This is a genomic window from Bradyrhizobium sp. LMG 9283, from assembly GCF_045571415.1.
GTDB lineage: Bacteria > Pseudomonadota > Alphaproteobacteria > Rhizobiales > Xanthobacteraceae > Bradyrhizobium.
Map to the genome: position 1 here is coordinate 5,463,952 of NZ_CP120691.1, position 14,651 is coordinate 5,478,602.

The window sequence follows — 14,651 nt, forward strand, 5'->3', positions numbered from 1 at the left end:
CGATGCCCTATGTCGAAGTGCTCGCCCCGCAAGTCCCAAACCAGCGCAAGGCCGCGCTGGCGAAGTCCGTGACCGACGGCCTGATGACGGCATTCGGCGTGACCGCAGATACGGTCACTCTCTATTTTCTCCCGATCTCACCCGACGACTACGCCCATGCGGGCGAATTCGAACCGCAGGGCGCCGGCCAGCGCATCCTGCTCAAGGTGCACGCCTTCCGGCGAACCGAGGCCGAGCGCCGGGCTGCCGCCATCGCGCTGACTCGCGGAGTGTGCAGCGCCTATAGCGTGCCTGGCGACGACGTCGCCGTCTATTTCCTCGATCGCGACCGCAGCGAGGTCGCCCACGATTCCAAGCTCGCCAGCGACTGACGGGAGCCACACGCCATGGATCGCTTCTACTCCCAAGACCAGAAAGCACTGCGCGAGACCGCCCGCCGCTTCGCCGAAGCGGAGATCCTTCCCCGCGCGGCCGCGATCGACCGCGAGGACCGCTTCGACCGCACCCTCTACAAGGGCATGGCCGACCTCGGCCTGTTCGGCATTTGCCTGCGCGAAGGCGCTGGCGGTGCTGGGCTTGATGCCGTGGCAGCCTGCATTGCGATGGAGGAACTGGCGCGCTGCTCCGGCGCGGTCGCCAACGCCTTCGCCATTCCGGTCGAGGCCGTACTGTTCTTCGACCATCACGGCACCGACGCGCACAAGGCGCTGATCCCGCAGATCCTGAGCGGCGACATCATTCCCGCCACCGCCGTCTCCGAACCCGATCACGGCTCCGACGTCGCGGGTATCCGCACCAATGCGGTGCGCGAAGGCGATGGCTGGCGGCTCAACGGCACCAAGGCATGGGTGACGCTCGGCGGCGTCGCCGACCGCATCATGGTGTTCGCGCGCACCGGCATCGAGGCGGGCCATCGTTCCATCTCCTGCCTGCTGGTCGACGGTGACCTGCCCGGCATCGCGCGCGGCAAGAACGAGGAGTTGCTCGGTATGCACGGCCTCGGCGACTGCCAGATCACCTTCTCCGACGTGCGCCTGCCCTCGGACAGCGTGATGGGGCCGGAGAACCAGGCCTTCAAGATGGCCATGAGCAATTTCAACTTCAGCCGGCTGATGATGGCCTCGATGGCACTCGGCATGGCGCAGGCGGCGTTCGAGGATGCCACCAAGTACGCCCGCGACCGCAAGCAGTTCGGCCAGTCCATCATCGGCTTCCAGGCGGTGCAGTTCATGCTCGCGGATATGTCGACCGACATCGCCGCTGCGCGCCTCCTGATCCACCACGCCGCGCGCCTGCACGATGCCGGCGAGCCGATCGCCAAGGAGGCGGCGCAGGCAAAGCTGTTCACCACCGACATGGCGATGAAGCATGTCTCCAACGCGCTGCAGATCCACGGCGGCAACGGTTATTCGCGCGAATACCGCATCGAGCGGATCTTCCGCGACGTGCGCCTCGCCCAGATCTACGAGGGCACCAACCAGATCCAGCGGCTGATCATCGCCCGCCAGGTCGAGAAGGAGGCCGCGTGAGGGCATGCTGAGCATCATCACGGCGAACGAGGCCGCCGGCCTGATCCGCGACGCCGACACGCTGATCGTCGGCGGCAATGGCGGCACGGGCGCGGCCGAAGCTATTCTCGACGCGCTGGAGCAGCGCTTTCTCGGCGGCCAGGGCCCACACGATCTGACGCTGATCAACATCACCGGCGTCGGCGCCGTCTCCGAGAAGGGCCTCTGCCATCTCGCCCATGAAGGCCTGATCGCGCGCGTGATCGGCGGCAATTTCGGCCTGCAGGTGCCGTTCATGCGCCTCGTCCGCGACGAGTTGATCGACGCCTACAATTTCCCGCAAGGCGTGATGAGCCAGCTCTGCCGCGCCATGGCGGCAAAGCATCCGGGCGTGCTCACCCATGTCGGCCTCAACACCTACATGGACCCGCGCCAGGACGGGGGGCGCATGAACAAGCGCACCACCGCGCCGCTGGTCGATTTGCTCGAGCTGCACGGCCAGTCCTGGCTGCTCTACCGTGTCCCCGCCCCGCCCGATGTCGCCATCATTCGCGGCACGTCGACTGATGAGGACGGCTATATCAGCATGGAGCACGAGGGCACGACGCGCGAGGATCTCTCGATCGCGCAGGCCGTGCACAATGCGGGCGGCACCGTGATCTGCCAGGTCAAGCGCATCGTGAAGCGCGGCTCGATCCATCCGCAGATGGTGAAGATCCCCGGCTTCCTGATCGACCACGTCGTGCTCGAGCCCGAGCAGATGCAAACCTACGGCACCGTCTACGATCCGGCGCGCTGCGGCGAGACGCGCGTGCCGGTGGCGATGATCACGCCCGATCCACTGACCGAGCGTCGCGTGATCGCTCGCCGCGCCGCCTTCGAATTGCGCCCGCGCGACGTCGTCAATCTCGGCGTCGGCATCTCCGCGATGATCCCCAATGTCGCGGCCGAGGAAGGCATCTCCGATCTGATCACGCTGACGGTGGAATCCGGCGTCGTCGGCGGCGTGCCGGGTCATGCGCGCGAATTCGGCACCGCCATCAATCCGCGCGTCATTCTCGACCAGGCCTATCAATTCGACTTCTACGACGGCGGTGGCCTGTCCTGCGCTTTCCTGTCCTTCGCGGAGGTCGATGAAACAGGCAACGTCAACGTCACCCGCTTCGGCGAGCGCCGCGACGGCTCCGGCGGCTTCATCGACATCACCCAGAACGCCAAGAGGCTGATCTTCAGCGGCACCATGACCGGCGGCAAGTTCGACATCGGCGTCGAGAACGGCCGCCTCGCGATCCGGCGCGACGGTGCCTTCCGCAAATTCGTGCCGCAAGTAGGCCAGATCAGCTTCAGCGCGTCGCTCGCGGCGCAACGCGGCCAGCACGTCAGCTATATCACCGAGCGCGCCGTGTTCGAGCTGGAGAACGGACACGTGACGTTGACCGAGATCGCGCCCGGCGTTCGCCTTGAGGAGGACATCCTCGCCCATATGGGCTTCAAGCCGCGTATCAGCCCGCAACTGAAAGACATGGATCCGCGCATCTTCCGGTCCGGGCCGATGGGGATTGCGCAGAGCTTCAAGGCGCTGCCGGCGCGGCCACGGAAGGTTGCCTGAGGGATCAGCATGAACGCCAACGGCCCGATCAATCTCCGTTACGAGGACATCGCGCTCGGTACGGAGTTCGAGACCGCCGTGCACAGCGTGACGGAGTCCGATATCGCGGCCTTCGCCGACGTCACGCGCGACCACCATCCGCTTCATGTCGATGGCGCCTATGCGCGCTCCCGCGGTTTTCCCGCGGTGATCGGCCACGGCCTGTACGGCCTGTCGCTGATGGAAGGGCTGAAGTCTGAGCTGAAGCTATACGAGGAGACCTCTGTCGCCTCGCTCGGCTGGGACGAGGTGAAGTTCAAGGCTCCCATCGTCGCCGGCGATACCTTGCGTGTGCGCTTCCGCTTCGTCGAGAAGCGCCCGACCAAAAATCCCGAGCGCGGCATCGTCATCGAGACGCTCGACCTCATCAACCAGCGCGACGAGGTGGTGACCGCTGCCCGCCACATCTCGCTGATCCTGACCCGGCAAGCCGATGGATCGGCGGCCATGTGACGAGACAATGAAGAAGACGTCGGACCGGAGAACGGCTCCTCTGCCACCCACGATTTGATCGGAGTATTCAGATGCGATTTCCCAAGACCTTCTCCGCCCTCGTCCTTCTGGTCGGCCTGACGCAGGCCGCCGGTGCCCAGACCTGCACGCCGAAAGTACCGGCGTCGAGCCTGATCGAGGCGCCGAAATGGCAGATGTCGATCAACCCGACGCTGCCGCCGCAGCAATTCGTCGACGATAAGGGCGAGTTGCAGGGCCTCAATGTCGAGCTCGCCCGCGAGATCGCGAAACGCATCTGCGTCGAGGCAGTGTTCCTGCGCATGGATTTCCCGCCGATGATCCCGGCGCTGCGCTCGGGGCGTTTCGATGCCATCAACACCGGCCTGTTCTGGACCGAGGAGCGCTCCAAGATGCTCTACCTCGTGCCTTATGCGCAGCAGGCGATCAGCATCTACACCGATCCCTCCTCCAGCCTGAAGCTGGAGAGGTTTGAGGATCTCGCCGGCCGCGTGGTGGGCGTGGAATCGGCGACCTACACCGAGCGCAAAGCGCGTGAATTCAGCACTGAGATGGTCGCCAAGGGCCTCAAGCCAGTCGAGCTGCGCACATTTGCGACCGTCACCGCGACGTCGGCGGCGCTGCGCGCCGGCCAGCTCGAGGCGGCGCTCAACATCAACGAGACCGCCAACTCGCTCGAGCAGAAGGGCATCGCCAAGATCTGGGTCCGCGACATTGCTGGCACCGACATCACCTTCGCCTTCCGCGACAAGCTGCTTGCCCAGGCGGCCGCCGATGCCCTAACGGCAATCCGCGCTGATGGCACCTATGACAAGCTGTTCGACAAGTTCGGCATGACCAAGCTGAAGACCAGCACGTTCGCGATCCGCGGCGATGGTCCGACAAATTGACGGCAGGCGCCGTTACGACACGCCACTTGGCGGCGTGTCGAATCAGATCAGGCTCGATCTGCCCCGGCTCAGCACTTCGCCTGCGCCCTTGGCTCCGACGATCCGTCCCTGGTCACAGACCACCCGGCCGCGGGCGATTGTGGTCACCGGCCATCCCGTGACGTCGAACCCTTCCCATGGCGTGTAGTCTGAGCCGTGATGCAGATCGGCCTGCCGGATGGGCTTCTTCAATTTGGGATCCCAGAGAGCGATGTCGGCATCAAAGCCAACACCGATCGAGCCCTTGCGCGGATAAAGACCATAGATCCTTGCGTGGTTGGTCGCGGTCAGTTCGACGAACTTCTGCAGCGTGATGCGTCCCTTCGAGACGCCCTCGGAGAACAGTATCGGCAGCCGCGTCTCGACGCCGGGGATGCCGTTCGGCACCCAGCGGAACGAGGTGCGGGCGTTCGGCGTCAGCTTGCCCCTGGGATCGTCGTAGCGGAACGGGCAGTGGTCGGACGAGAAGGTTGGTGGTGATGCCCTCCCAGATCGCCTGCTGGCTCTCGACGTCGCGCGGCGGCGGCGAGCAGACGTATTTCGCACCCGTGATGTCCATGTTGAGGCCCTTCATGTCGTCGGCCGTCAGCGTGATGTATTGCGGACAGGTCTCCGCATGCACCGGCAAGCCGCGCTGCTGGGCCCAGCGCACCTGCTCCATCGCCTCGCGTCCGGAGACATGCACGATCATGATGGGAACGCCGATCACCTCGGCATGGCTGATGGCACGATGCGTCGCCTCGCGCTCGACGGCCTGGGGCCGCGAGGTGCCGTGATAGTAAGGCGCGATGTGGCCCTCGCGCTCGAGCTTGCTGGTGAGGAAGCGGATGGCGTCGTAGCCCTCGCAATGGACCATGACCAGCGCGTCCTCGCGCCGCGCGACCTCGAACACTTCGAGCAGTTGCTTGTCGCTGAGCACGAGGTCGTCATAGGTCATGAACACCTTGAACGAGGTGTAGCCGTCCTTGACCAGCGCCGGCAGTTCCTGCCCGAGCACGACGGCGGTCGGATCGGAAATGATCAGGTGAAAGGCGGCGTCGATATAGCACTCGCCCTCGGCGAGCTTGCGGTAGTTCTCGACGCAGGTGCGCAGCGACGTGCCCTTCTCCTGAAGCGCGAAAGGCAGCACCATGGTGTTGCCGCCGGCCGCCGCCGCGCGCGTCGCCGAGGCAAAGTCGTCGGCCATGACCTCCGACCGCGATGCGCAAGCCCGCAAAGATCGACGGCAGCGCCGCCGGCAGCACGATGTCGGTCAGCATCTGCCGGCCGTTCGCGCCCATCATAGCGCCGGCGCGCACCAGATTGTGGTCCACGGTCTTGACGCCGTGGATGCTGTTCATCAGCACCGGAAAGAAGGCGCCGAGGAAAACGAGGAAGATCGCCGGTTTGTCGGCGATGCCGAACCAGATGATCGCGAGCGGAATCCAGGACACCGGCGGGATCGGACGCAGCATCTGCAGCGTGGGCTCCAGCGTCTTCTCGAACAGGCGCGACCAGCCGATTGCGACCCCCGCGAGGATGCCGAGGAGACTGGCCAGCGCGAAGCCGCCGAACACGCGAAGCGCACTGGCGAGCGCATCGCGCAGCCAGTGCCCGGAATAGGTCTGCGTGGTCTCGTCGAAGCCGAACACCCAGTCGCCGAGCGCATGCAGCACCGCGCTCGGCGCCGGCAGCAGCGCGGGCGGAAGCATGCCGCTGCGGGCAAAAGCCTCCCACCCCGCGATCAGCAGCGCAGGCACGGCGAGGCGTTCGAGCCCGTGGAACGACCGCGTCAGCCGAAACGCCGGCCTTGCAGGCGAGACGTCAGTAACCGAGGTCATTCTTGGCCTTTCCCGTGGCCTGCTCCAGGAACGAATAGTCCATGTTCTTCTCCGCCTCCGCGGAGACGTCCTTGGAGATGTATTTGAGGTCGCGCATCATCGCGGCGATCGCCAGCGTCTGCGGGCGATGGATGGCGGGATCTGGCGAGGCATTCTTCAGCGCCTCGGTCGCCACATTCTTGTCGAGGCCGGTCAGCTTATTGATGACATCGATCCACGGCGCCTTGTCGGCGATCAGCTTGTTGTCGAGCTCGACCACGGCGCTGACGACGCCCTGGACGCCGGCGCGCTGGCTCGCGATCACGTCTGAACGGGTGACGATAAGGTTGGTCAGATTGCCGGCGATTTCGATTCCGTGCGGGACGGATCGGTGCGGGCTTCCATTCGGCCTTCAGATCATCGCCGCGCGCGGACAAGACCGCACGCTGCTTGAAGCAGCGCAAGAGATCGAGGCCGTGTTGCGAACGTAAATCCTGCCGTTGGATGTCTCTCCCGAAGGCCTGCTCACGTTGGCTGTCATGAGCTTTTTCCTTGATCGCCCGGTGCACGCGTCGTGCACACGCCGCCTCTTAACTCATTGAAAAACTTGAAGTCTCGCTCCAATCCATCATGGGGGCCACGGAAAATTTGTATTTCATATCAGAGACTTAGCTGTCTTGTCGGTTCATTGCAACGAAACCCGATTGAATTTTTCCTGAGCAAATTCAAAGCCATATTCTACTGGTTTGATTTCCGGACCGTCTCGGTGTGCCAAAAGTGTGCCACGGGTCTTACCACTTCCAATCGATCCGCTCCATTTGGTGTGCCACGAGTGTCAGACGAAAAAAACCACGGTCGAGTGACCGTGGTTTCATGACTGCGTAATCTTGGCGCCATCATCCAGGCAGCGCTTTATCCAATGGTTGATGGTGCCGCGCAACGGATTCACCGGCGACCTTTTCGTCGAGACCCCTGACTCCATATGCACCCTTGTACGTGCAGGCATTGTATCCCCAATCACCTTTGATGATAACTTTCACCATCAGCCCAAGCGAGACAAGTTCGTCGCGCCCAGCCTTAGATGGCACGTCACCATCATCGAGCGGGCCAGCCTTAAACGCCGCGCGCAGAGTGTTGATCGCACCGCCAGATAGACTCGTTACGACATCAATCAGGGTCAAGTTTTGTTCGATCTCCCTTGTCGTGCACAGACCAAGCGGACCGAAAACCTTTCGTGCAGGTCAATAATTTTCACTACACCTCCTCGCTCATTCGAAATGTCTCGCTCAACAGCAGATGCGAATGCAGCCAGATCACCTTGCCACTTGTCATTACGGCACGTCTTGTTTGGTACGCGGCAGCACGATTCTATGCAGGTGAATCCAACCCATTCCGCCAGGGCAAACAGTTCTTCTCGCTTCATCATTTGTCAGATGTGATTGCGAGATCTACGCGACCGCCTTGATGCAAAAGGCATCAATTGAATTGTAGGCGAAAAAATGTGGCCGCGATAACCTGTTGCGAGCTTGCGACATCGCGCGGCGCAGCAGGTTTTGTTCAACGCTAGGCGGCGTGGACAAATTGGCGGCGGACACTATCGCGGACGGCGAGCAATCTCGATTGCTGCTTCGACCAAGTTTGCGGCGACTTCTTTGCCAAAGGTGTTGATAGCGATCGGACCTTCATCCGGTACACTGACGTCAAAGAGCAAATCCCCTTCGTCGGAAAGCACCTCCATGCGAATGCCATCGAAGGCAACATCCGTTGCCCATTGATATTCCACGGTACGATCTTGGAGTGTCAGCGTTCCCATGCGGAGAGATTATCGTAGACCAACCCCATTCGCTACCGATCCCGCGACGGCAGGACGCGCGTGACAACGCGATGGGCAGGACATGGTTGTCGTGGCGCGAGAGGATTGATTCAAGGCCCGCCTAGTGTCGGTGTGCCAAAAGTGTGCCGTGACCAATTCACGGTGAACCAACTAGCGGCCGCTGGACTTCTGTTGCCGCTCAGCCTCGGCGCGGAAGGCAGTTGCAGGATCGGCGGCAACATCGGCACGAACGCCGGCGGACTGTCGGTCGTCAGGTACGGGATGACTCGCGATCTGCTGCTCGGGATCGAGGCGGTGCTGGCTGACGGCACGGTGGTCTCCGACATGTGCAAGCTGCGGAAGAACAATACCGGCTACGACGTCAAGCAGTGCTTCGTCGGAAGCGAGGGCACTCTCGGCATCGTCACGGGCGCAGTGTTGCGTCTCGCGCCTTTGCCGACCCGCCGCGCAACTGCCTGGCTGAAGCTCGCGAGGGGCGCGCCGCTCGCCGAGCTTCTAGCCCTGGTCCGTCGCGAATCCGCGGACCTGCTGACCACGTTTGAGTTCATGGCGGCCCGATCCATCGCGCTCGCGACCGAAGCAATGACCGACCCGCCCTCCCTCCGAGCGGGCCCAGCAGGCGCCGTCCTCGTCGAGTTCGCCTCTTCCTCAGCCATCTCGATCTCGACGAATTAATGGAAGCCGTTCTGTCCGAGGCGATCGAGTACGGATGGATCGAGGACGCATTCCTGGCGCAGAGCAGATCACAGCGGACTGCGATGTGGCAGGTCCGCGAGGCGATCCCCGAGGGCGAGAAGCGCCAGAACGGATCGGTCAAACACGACGTTTCCGTACCGCTTTCCTCCATTCAGCGCTTTCTGGACTTAGCCGGCTCGCAGGTGCGGTCGTATGACGCCAACCTTGAGCTGTCCGTCTATGGCCATGTCGGCGACGGCAATCTGCACTACAACGTACTCGTTCCTCCCGACGTCGACCGGATGGAGTTCACCACGCGGATCGAAGGCAGCCTTTCGCTGCAACTCTACGACACGGCCGCGGTGCTCGGCGGCACGTTCAGCGCGGAGCACGGCGTCGGTCGTTTCAAGAAGCACCTTCTGGAGCGGTACGGCGATGTCGGCCGCATCGCTGCGATGCGTCGTATCAAGGCCGCTTTTGATCCGGCGGATATCATGAACGCCGGCGCGATTGTTCGCCCGTTGGGGAAGGAGTTTACTACCTGAACCGGCGGCCAGGTTGAGGATACTTTTCTCCAGGCCCACCGGATACCTCTCCGGCTGAGGCACCTCGATAACTCATCGACTTGCCGGTGAAAAAAGAGCCACTCCAAAGGAGTGGCTCAAGTTGGGGAGGAAGTGTGGCGACTGCTGAAATCGGATCGGCGGCCACCTGTTTCGACTGATGGACACGGCGCCGATAGCTCTGTGCAATTTGCTTCATTGGGGCCGCCCGCGCGACATTTTATCGGTAGAATCCGAGAACAGCCTTGGTCTCGAGATACTCCTCCATGCCCTCGAGGCCGTATTCCCGGCCGTTGCCGGAACGCTTGTATCCGCCAAAAGGTGCGTTGGGGTCCCAGTCGGGATAATTGAGATGGACTTGACCCGACTGGATCTGGCGTGCGATCGCGCGCACCGCCTCCATATCGGTGCCTTGCACATGGGCACCTAGGCCGTAGACGGTGTCGTTGGCGATCTCGATCGCCTCCTCCACGCTGTCGTAGGGAATGATCGACAGTACCGGGCCGAAGATTTCCTCCTGCGCAATCCTCATGTCGCCACGGACATTGGAGAAAATCGTCGGCCGCGCATAGAGGCCGATTGGAAGATTGTCGGGCCGCCCGGGCCCGCCGATGACGAGCTTGGCGCCTTCCTCCAGGCCGACACCGATAATGGTCTGCACGCGCTCGAACTGCGGCCGGTTGGCGATCGGACCATGCGTCGTGCTTTCCGACAGCGGATCGCCGACCAGCAGTTCAGAAGCGGCCGCTGCCGCCAGGGTCTCGACCTCCTCCATCTGCGAGCGGGACACAAGCATGCGCGTCGGTGCGCTGCAGGATTGGCCGAGATTGCGAAAGGCGGCGCCGACGCCGAGTGGAACGGCCCGGCTCAGATCGGCATCCGGCAAAATGATGTTCGGCGACTTGCCGCCGAGCTCCTGGGCGACGCGCTTCACCGTGGGCGCCGCTGCCTGCGCGACGAGTACCCCTGCCCGAGTCGAGCCGGTGATCGAGATCATGTCCACCTGCGGATGCGACGCCAGACGAGCGCCTACGATCGGACCTGTACCATTGACGAGATTGAATACGCCGGGCGGGCAGCCGGCGTCGTGCATTACCTCAGCGAACAGCAAGGCACTCAGCGGCGACAACTCGCTCGGCTTCAACATCACCGTGCAGCCCGCTGCGAGCGCCGGACCGACCTTGGCTGTAATCTGATAGAGAGGCCAGTTCCAGGGGGTGATGAGGCCGCAGGTGCCGATCGCCTCGCGCATGATCGCAGTGCTGCCGCGCGGAGTGATGAACGGATAGGTCGCGAGATTGTCGCGTGCGACACGGATATGTTCGGCGGCCAGCGGCACCTGGGCGCGGCGCGCGTAAGTGATGGCGGCTCCCATTTCACAGGTGAGGGCCTGTGCGAACAGCTCCAGTCGCTCGAGCAGCAAATCATGGACTCGATCGAGCAGCGCCGCCCTCTCAGCTGGTGGCGTAATGGACCAGCCGGCGAAGGCTTGTCTAGCGGCGGCGACAGCGCAGTCCACATCCTCGTCATTGCCGAGCGCGAATTCGGCGATCGGCTGCTCGGTCGCCGGGTTGACAACGGGCGCCGTGGCCGATCCGGCCGCCTTCCGCCATTCTCCGTCGATGTAAAATTTGCCGAGGAAGCCTGTTTCCGTCAGGTGTCGAACGGGCGAGGTCATTGGAAGCGGTCCTTGATCCGGTAATAGGCGCCGACCAGCGGCAGGAACCAGGGCGGACCGAGATGGCCCGGAATGGCCGGCCAGGCGAAGTCCTTCCAGGGATTGAGCTCGGCGCGCCCGTCCATGACATCAGCCATGATCGTTCCCATCAGAGTCGACATCTGGGTGCCGTGGCCGCTGTAGCCCATGGAATAGTAGATACCGTTGCGTTCGCCGGCGCGTGGCAGCCGGTCGCGCGTCATGTCGACCATTCCGCCCCAGCAGTAATCGATGCGCACGCTGCGAAGCTCGGGAAAGACGTCGTGCAATGCAGCCTGCAGGATCGCGCCGCTTTTTTCGTCTGACGTCGGGTTGGAGATGGCGAAGCGCGCGCGTCCGCCGAACAGCAGCCGGTTGTCGGGCGTTGTTCGGAAGTAGTTGACCAGGTTCTTCGTATCCACCGCCATTCTGCGACGTGGCAGAAGTCGATCGAGGGTGGCGATCGGTAAGGGCTCGGTGACGATCAGGAAGGCGCCGACGGGCACGATCCGACGTCGAATCCACCCCAGCGGTCCCGCATGCGAGATGCCGCTCGCCAACAGGACCTGCGTCGCGCGAAGCCGGCCTTTGGATGTCTCGATTTCATGGCCACCGCCGGCGGCCGGCCGTAGGCCGGTCATCGGCGTATGCTCGTGGATCGCGACGCCGCGCCGCGCCGCCGCTTCCGCAAGGCCGCGAACGAAGCGTCCGACATGCATGCCGGCGCTCTTCCGATATATCAGCCCGCCGTAGTAGCGCTGCGATCCCACCTCGCAGGCGAGATCGGCACGGCTCAGCATCGTCGTGTCGGGATCGATATTGGCGGCAAGCAGTTCTTGGCTGCGCGCGAGTTTATCGTAGTGCTCGGGCCTCGCCGCAAGCTTGATCTTGCCAGTGCGCGCGAAGCTGCAGTCGATCTTCTCTTCCAGCACCAGCCGCTCGACCGTATCGACTCCGGCGTCGAAGGCCCGGTACAGCCGGTCGGCGACGTCCTTGCCGAGCTTGGCCGATAGCGTGCCGTAGTCCTGAGCGAAGCCGTTGTTGCACATCCCGCCGTTCCGGCCAGATGCCGCGTGCCCGATCGCCTCGGCTTCGAGCAGCACGACGCGCGCGCCCTTCTTGGCGAGCGCCAGAGCGGCGGAAGAGCCGGTCAGGCCGCCGCCGATCACCGCGACATCGCAGGTGCCCTGCACCGGTCCCGTAGCAGCACTTGTGAATGGCTCGGATGTGTCCAGCCAATAGGACGTAAGCTTCATACCTCGGCTCCGAAATCTCGCTGACTGAGCGGGCAACACACGGCTGTTCGAATATCTACCAGCCGCGCACCCGCGGCCATTGCGTTTCGATTGCCTCGCTCCCGGCGGAGACAACATTGTACAGCTCATGTTGCGAGGCCGTCGCGCAGGCGTGGTTGGGCAGAATTCTGACCTTCGCGCCGATCGAAAGATCCGGCAAAGCCCGTGCCGATCCGGGTCTGATGGCGAGGATGCCGTGCTCTTGGCTCGCCTGTGTGACGATCAGGTCGGGATAGACCTTGCCGGACAGATCGCAGACGAGACCGTAACCCTGGTCGACCAGCTGCGCCGCAGTGCCGCGATCCCGCGACAGGGCCATCCAGCCCGCATCGACCAGAATCCAGCCCTTTTCCGGCTTCGTGCCGATCACGGTGGCGAGTACCGAGATCGCAATGTCGTCGGTCGCGCAGACACCGACACCGTGCATCACCAGATCGAAAAACATGTAGACGCCAGCCCGAACCTCCGTAACGCCGGTCAGGTCTTCGGCGAAATGGGCTGTTGGCGTCGAGCCGACGCTCACGACAGGACATTCATGCCCCGCCGCCCGCAACTCATTCGCCGCAGCGACGGCCACCGCGCGTTCGGTCTCCGCAGCCGCGATGAGGGCCTCGGGCGTACAGAGTCCGTAGGATTCGCCCGCATGGGTGAGAATGCCGGCAAGCTTGACACCGGCCTCGGCCAGCGCCGCCGCAACGGCGATGAGCTTGGGATCGATCGTGGTCAGCCCGCCGCGGTGACCGTCGCAGTCGATTTCGATGAAGGCGGACGGTGTCACACCGGCCGCGCGACCGGCCGCGCCGAGCATCGCCGCCTGTTCAGGCGAATCGAGCAGCACCTTGAGGTCGATGCCTGCTTTCCGCAGACGCATTGCCCTCGCGGCGGTATGCGGTGCCAGACCCACGGCATAGGTCATGTCCCGAAAACCGTGCCGCGCAAAGTACTCCGCCTCCGCCAAAGTGGAGACGGTGATTGGCCCCTGCCCGGACCGGTGGGCGTGTCGGGCGACCTCAATGGATTTCGCAGTTTTCATATGGGGACGCAGCACGATGCCCCGTGCGGCCATGCGAGAGGACAGACGGGCGAGATTGCGATCGAGCCGGTCCCTATCGAGCAGGAGCGCCGGCGTTGCCAACGCACTGACCGTTGTGGCCGTCTCGCCGTTCTGGATATCCGTTCCGCGCGTCTCCTGCCGTAGCACTTCGATCTCTCCTAGCCGAACGACTGGTTGGGGATCGCGAAGGCGCGCGCCGGTCCAGTCGACCGCGGCTGCGCCCCCAAGATCATGGTGGTGGCATCGCCGACCTGCTGCAGGCCGATGCCGTCGAGCCACTCCCCGAGTTGAGATGAGGCAGAGGTGTCGATCCGGACGAAGACACGCCCGACGTGCGCGAGAGCAGCCTCGATCAGCGCGCGGGCATCAGCCGGGCTTTCGGCCACGACAGGGCCGATGACATGCCCGCGGCCGAAAAGGCGGGAGATGGCGTAGCCGCGAGGCGTGCCGTCACGCTGCAGAACATAGCCTTCACCACTCTGGACGAGCCGATCCAGCAGCCGTTGCCTCTCCAAGCCCGTCGCCTCACGATCGAGCCGTGTGATCGCCTCGAAATCCGACATAGCCATTGCCCTGACGAGGCCCCACTGCGGCGCCTCGTAGTGCTCCTTGGGAATTCCCTGATGCTGGTGGATGATCCCAATCGGGATGAAACCGCGGCGCCGGTAGAGCATGATGCCTTCAGGCGTCGAATTCAGCGCGACGGTCCGTGGATGCGCCGACGCAAGCAACGCATCCATGAGCCGGGCGCCATAGCCGCGGCCCTGAGCGGCCTTCGCGATGATGATCATCCCGGCGGATGCATGAGTCTCCCCATACGGCCACCAGGCCGCGGTCCCGATAACCACGCCAGCGCGCTGCAAAACAAAGCCACGCCCCAACTGCAGCGCGAAATCCCAATCCTCGAACCGATAGGGCCAAGACATCTCTTGCGAGAGCTTCAGGGCGCCTTCCACATGTGCTTTGGCAAAGGGAAGCAGAGCGACATCCTCATTGTCGCGATCTCGGGCCTCGTAAGCTGCGGTTGTCATGTTGATCGGCGTCTCATGCTCGGGGTGCCGGATGGTAGGGCGAGGGCCATCTGATGATCGCATAATCTGCAGCGTACCTTTGGCACGACAGCATTACGCAATCAGCCTTGAGCAAAGTTCGGCACAGTATTTCATTGATGATGCGATA

17 protein-coding genes and 1 pseudogene are annotated in these 14,651 nt (G+C 63.4%); 9 read left to right on the forward strand and 9 right to left on the reverse strand.

Features of this window, described 5'->3' with window-relative positions; translation table 11 throughout:
• Positions 1-2: 2 nt before the first annotated feature.
• From P6U29_RS25935 to P6U29_RS25955, 5 genes are all read left to right on the forward strand, one after another.
• Positions 3-371, forward strand: coding sequence for a 4-oxalocrotonate tautomerase family protein (locus tag P6U29_RS25935; RefSeq protein WP_407112924.1), 369 nt, complete (start codon positions 3-5; stop codon positions 369-371).
• Between the two features lie 15 nt (positions 372-386).
• Positions 387-1,529 (forward strand): acyl-CoA dehydrogenase family protein, encoded by a 1,143-nt coding sequence (locus tag P6U29_RS25940; RefSeq protein WP_407112925.1) that lies wholly within the window; start codon positions 387-389, stop codon positions 1,527-1,529.
• Positions 1,530-1,533: 4 nt separating this feature from the next.
• Complete coding sequence (locus tag P6U29_RS25945) at positions 1,534-3,117, forward strand: acyl CoA:acetate/3-ketoacid CoA transferase (RefSeq protein WP_407112926.1); 1,584 nt, start codon at positions 1,534-1,536, stop codon at positions 3,115-3,117.
• Between the two features lie 9 nt (positions 3,118-3,126).
• Positions 3,127-3,609 (forward strand): MaoC family dehydratase, encoded by a 483-nt coding sequence (locus tag P6U29_RS25950; RefSeq protein WP_407112927.1) that lies wholly within the window; start codon positions 3,127-3,129, stop codon positions 3,607-3,609.
• Positions 3,610-3,680: 71 nt separating this feature from the next.
• On the forward strand, positions 3,681-4,517 hold the full coding sequence (locus tag P6U29_RS25955; protein ID WP_407112928.1) for a transporter substrate-binding domain-containing protein: 837 nt from the start codon (positions 3,681-3,683) through the stop codon (positions 4,515-4,517).
• Positions 4,518-4,559: 42 nt separating this feature from the next.
• Here the strand turns inward: P6U29_RS25955 and P6U29_RS25960 are convergent, their stop codons facing one another.
• Positions 4,560-5,102, reverse strand: coding sequence for an amidohydrolase family protein (locus P6U29_RS25960; protein WP_407112929.1), 543 nt, complete (start codon positions 5,100-5,102; stop codon positions 4,560-4,562).
• Between the two features lie 26 nt (positions 5,103-5,128).
• On the opposite strand from P6U29_RS25960, the gene P6U29_RS25965 reads away from it, so the two are divergent.
• Positions 5,129-5,332, forward strand: a complete 204-nt coding sequence (locus tag P6U29_RS25965) for a hypothetical protein (protein WP_407112930.1) — start codon at positions 5,129-5,131, stop codon at positions 5,330-5,332.
• A gap of 150 nt (positions 5,333-5,482) precedes the next feature.
• Here the strand turns inward: P6U29_RS25965 and P6U29_RS25970 are convergent, their stop codons facing one another.
• Both P6U29_RS25970 and P6U29_RS25975 read right to left on the reverse strand, forming a co-directional pair.
• Positions 5,483-6,376, reverse strand: coding sequence for an ABC transporter permease (locus P6U29_RS25970; protein WP_407112931.1), 894 nt, complete (start codon positions 6,374-6,376; stop codon positions 5,483-5,485).
• Positions 6,360-6,725: pseudogene (locus tag P6U29_RS25975) on the reverse strand (ABC transporter substrate-binding protein); the annotation flags it as partial. The gene P6U29_RS25970 and the pseudogene P6U29_RS25975, both read right to left, overlap by 17 nt.
• Between P6U29_RS25975 and P6U29_RS25980 the strand changes: the two are divergent.
• Complete coding sequence (locus P6U29_RS25980; protein WP_407112932.1) at positions 6,691-6,846, forward strand: amidase family protein; 156 nt, start codon at positions 6,691-6,693, stop codon at positions 6,844-6,846. The pseudogene P6U29_RS25975 and the gene P6U29_RS25980 sit on opposite strands and share 35 nt — an antisense overlap.
• A 405-nt stretch (positions 6,847-7,251) precedes the next feature.
• Here the strand turns inward: P6U29_RS25980 and P6U29_RS25985 are convergent, their stop codons facing one another.
• Positions 7,252-7,536 (reverse strand): hypothetical protein, encoded by a 285-nt coding sequence (locus tag P6U29_RS25985; RefSeq protein WP_407112933.1) that lies wholly within the window; start codon positions 7,534-7,536, stop codon positions 7,252-7,254.
• A 413-nt stretch (positions 7,537-7,949) separates the two neighbouring features.
• Positions 7,950-8,168, reverse strand: coding sequence for a hypothetical protein (locus P6U29_RS25990; RefSeq protein WP_407112934.1), 219 nt, complete (start codon positions 8,166-8,168; stop codon positions 7,950-7,952).
• A 192-nt stretch (positions 8,169-8,360) separates the two neighbouring features.
• Between P6U29_RS25990 and P6U29_RS25995 the strand changes: the two genes are divergently transcribed.
• Together P6U29_RS25995 and P6U29_RS26000 are read left to right on the forward strand one after the other, a co-directional pair.
• Positions 8,361-8,864, forward strand: a complete 504-nt coding sequence (locus P6U29_RS25995; protein ID WP_407112935.1) for an FAD-binding oxidoreductase — start codon at positions 8,361-8,363, stop codon at positions 8,862-8,864.
• Positions 8,864-9,409, forward strand: a complete 546-nt coding sequence (locus tag P6U29_RS26000) for an FAD-binding oxidoreductase (protein WP_407112936.1) — start codon at positions 8,864-8,866, stop codon at positions 9,407-9,409. The genes P6U29_RS25995 and P6U29_RS26000 overlap by 1 nt, the downstream gene beginning before the upstream one ends.
• A gap of 238 nt (positions 9,410-9,647) precedes the next feature.
• On the opposite strand, the gene P6U29_RS26005 is transcribed toward P6U29_RS26000, so the two are convergent.
• From P6U29_RS26005 to P6U29_RS26020, 4 genes are all read right to left on the reverse strand, one after another.
• A complete protein-coding gene (locus tag P6U29_RS26005; protein WP_407112937.1) occupies positions 9,648-11,105 on the reverse strand; it encodes an aldehyde dehydrogenase family protein in 1,458 nt (485 codons plus the stop codon).
• Entirely contained in the window at positions 11,102-12,379 is a 1,278-nt protein-coding gene (locus P6U29_RS26010) for an NAD(P)/FAD-dependent oxidoreductase (protein ID WP_407112938.1), read from the reverse strand. Before P6U29_RS26010 ends, P6U29_RS26005 begins: the two co-directional genes overlap by 4 nt.
• A gap of 55 nt (positions 12,380-12,434) precedes the next feature.
• Positions 12,435-13,484, reverse strand: a complete 1,050-nt coding sequence (locus P6U29_RS26015) for an alanine racemase (RefSeq protein ID WP_407119426.1) — start codon at positions 13,482-13,484, stop codon at positions 12,435-12,437.
• A gap of 146 nt (positions 13,485-13,630) precedes the next feature.
• Entirely contained in the window at positions 13,631-14,428 is a 798-nt protein-coding gene (locus P6U29_RS26020; RefSeq protein WP_407112939.1) for a GNAT family N-acetyltransferase, read from the reverse strand.
• Positions 14,429-14,651 lie beyond the last annotated feature (223 nt).

What these genes read in the sequence shown, in the direction of transcription:
- P6U29_RS25935 (WP_407112924.1), top strand. Translation starts at nt 3, where the DNA reads ATGCCCTATGTCGAAGTGCTCGCCCCGCAAGTCCCAAACCAGCGCAAG.
- P6U29_RS25940 (WP_407112925.1), top strand. Translation starts at nt 387, where the DNA reads ATGGATCGCTTCTACTCCCAAGACCAGAAAGCACTGCGCGAGACCGCC.
- P6U29_RS25945 (WP_407112926.1), top strand. Translation starts at nt 1,534, where the DNA reads ATGCTGAGCATCATCACGGCGAACGAGGCCGCCGGCCTGATCCGCGAC.
- P6U29_RS25950 (WP_407112927.1), top strand. Translation starts at nt 3,127, where the DNA reads ATGAACGCCAACGGCCCGATCAATCTCCGTTACGAGGACATCGCGCTC.
- P6U29_RS25955 (WP_407112928.1), top strand. Translation starts at nt 3,681, where the DNA reads ATGCGATTTCCCAAGACCTTCTCCGCCCTCGTCCTTCTGGTCGGCCTG.
- P6U29_RS25965 (WP_407112930.1), top strand. Translation starts at nt 5,129, where the DNA reads ATGTCGTCGGCCGTCAGCGTGATGTATTGCGGACAGGTCTCCGCATGC.
- P6U29_RS25970 (WP_407112931.1), bottom strand. Translation starts at nt 6,376, where the DNA reads ATGACCTCGGTTACTGACGTCTCGCCTGCAAGGCCGGCGTTTCGGCTG.
- P6U29_RS25990 (WP_407112934.1), bottom strand. Translation starts at nt 8,168, where the DNA reads ATGGGAACGCTGACACTCCAAGATCGTACCGTGGAATATCAATGGGCA.
- P6U29_RS26000 (WP_407112936.1), top strand. Translation starts at nt 8,864, where the DNA reads ATGGAAGCCGTTCTGTCCGAGGCGATCGAGTACGGATGGATCGAGGAC.
- P6U29_RS26005 (WP_407112937.1), bottom strand. Translation starts at nt 11,105, where the DNA reads ATGACCTCGCCCGTTCGACACCTGACGGAAACAGGCTTCCTCGGCAAA.
- P6U29_RS26010 (WP_407112938.1), bottom strand. Translation starts at nt 12,379, where the DNA reads ATGAAGCTTACGTCCTATTGGCTGGACACATCCGAGCCATTCACAAGT.
- P6U29_RS26015 (WP_407119426.1), bottom strand. Translation starts at nt 13,484, where the DNA reads ATGGCCGCACGGGGCATCGTGCTGCGTCCCCATATGAAAACTGCGAAA.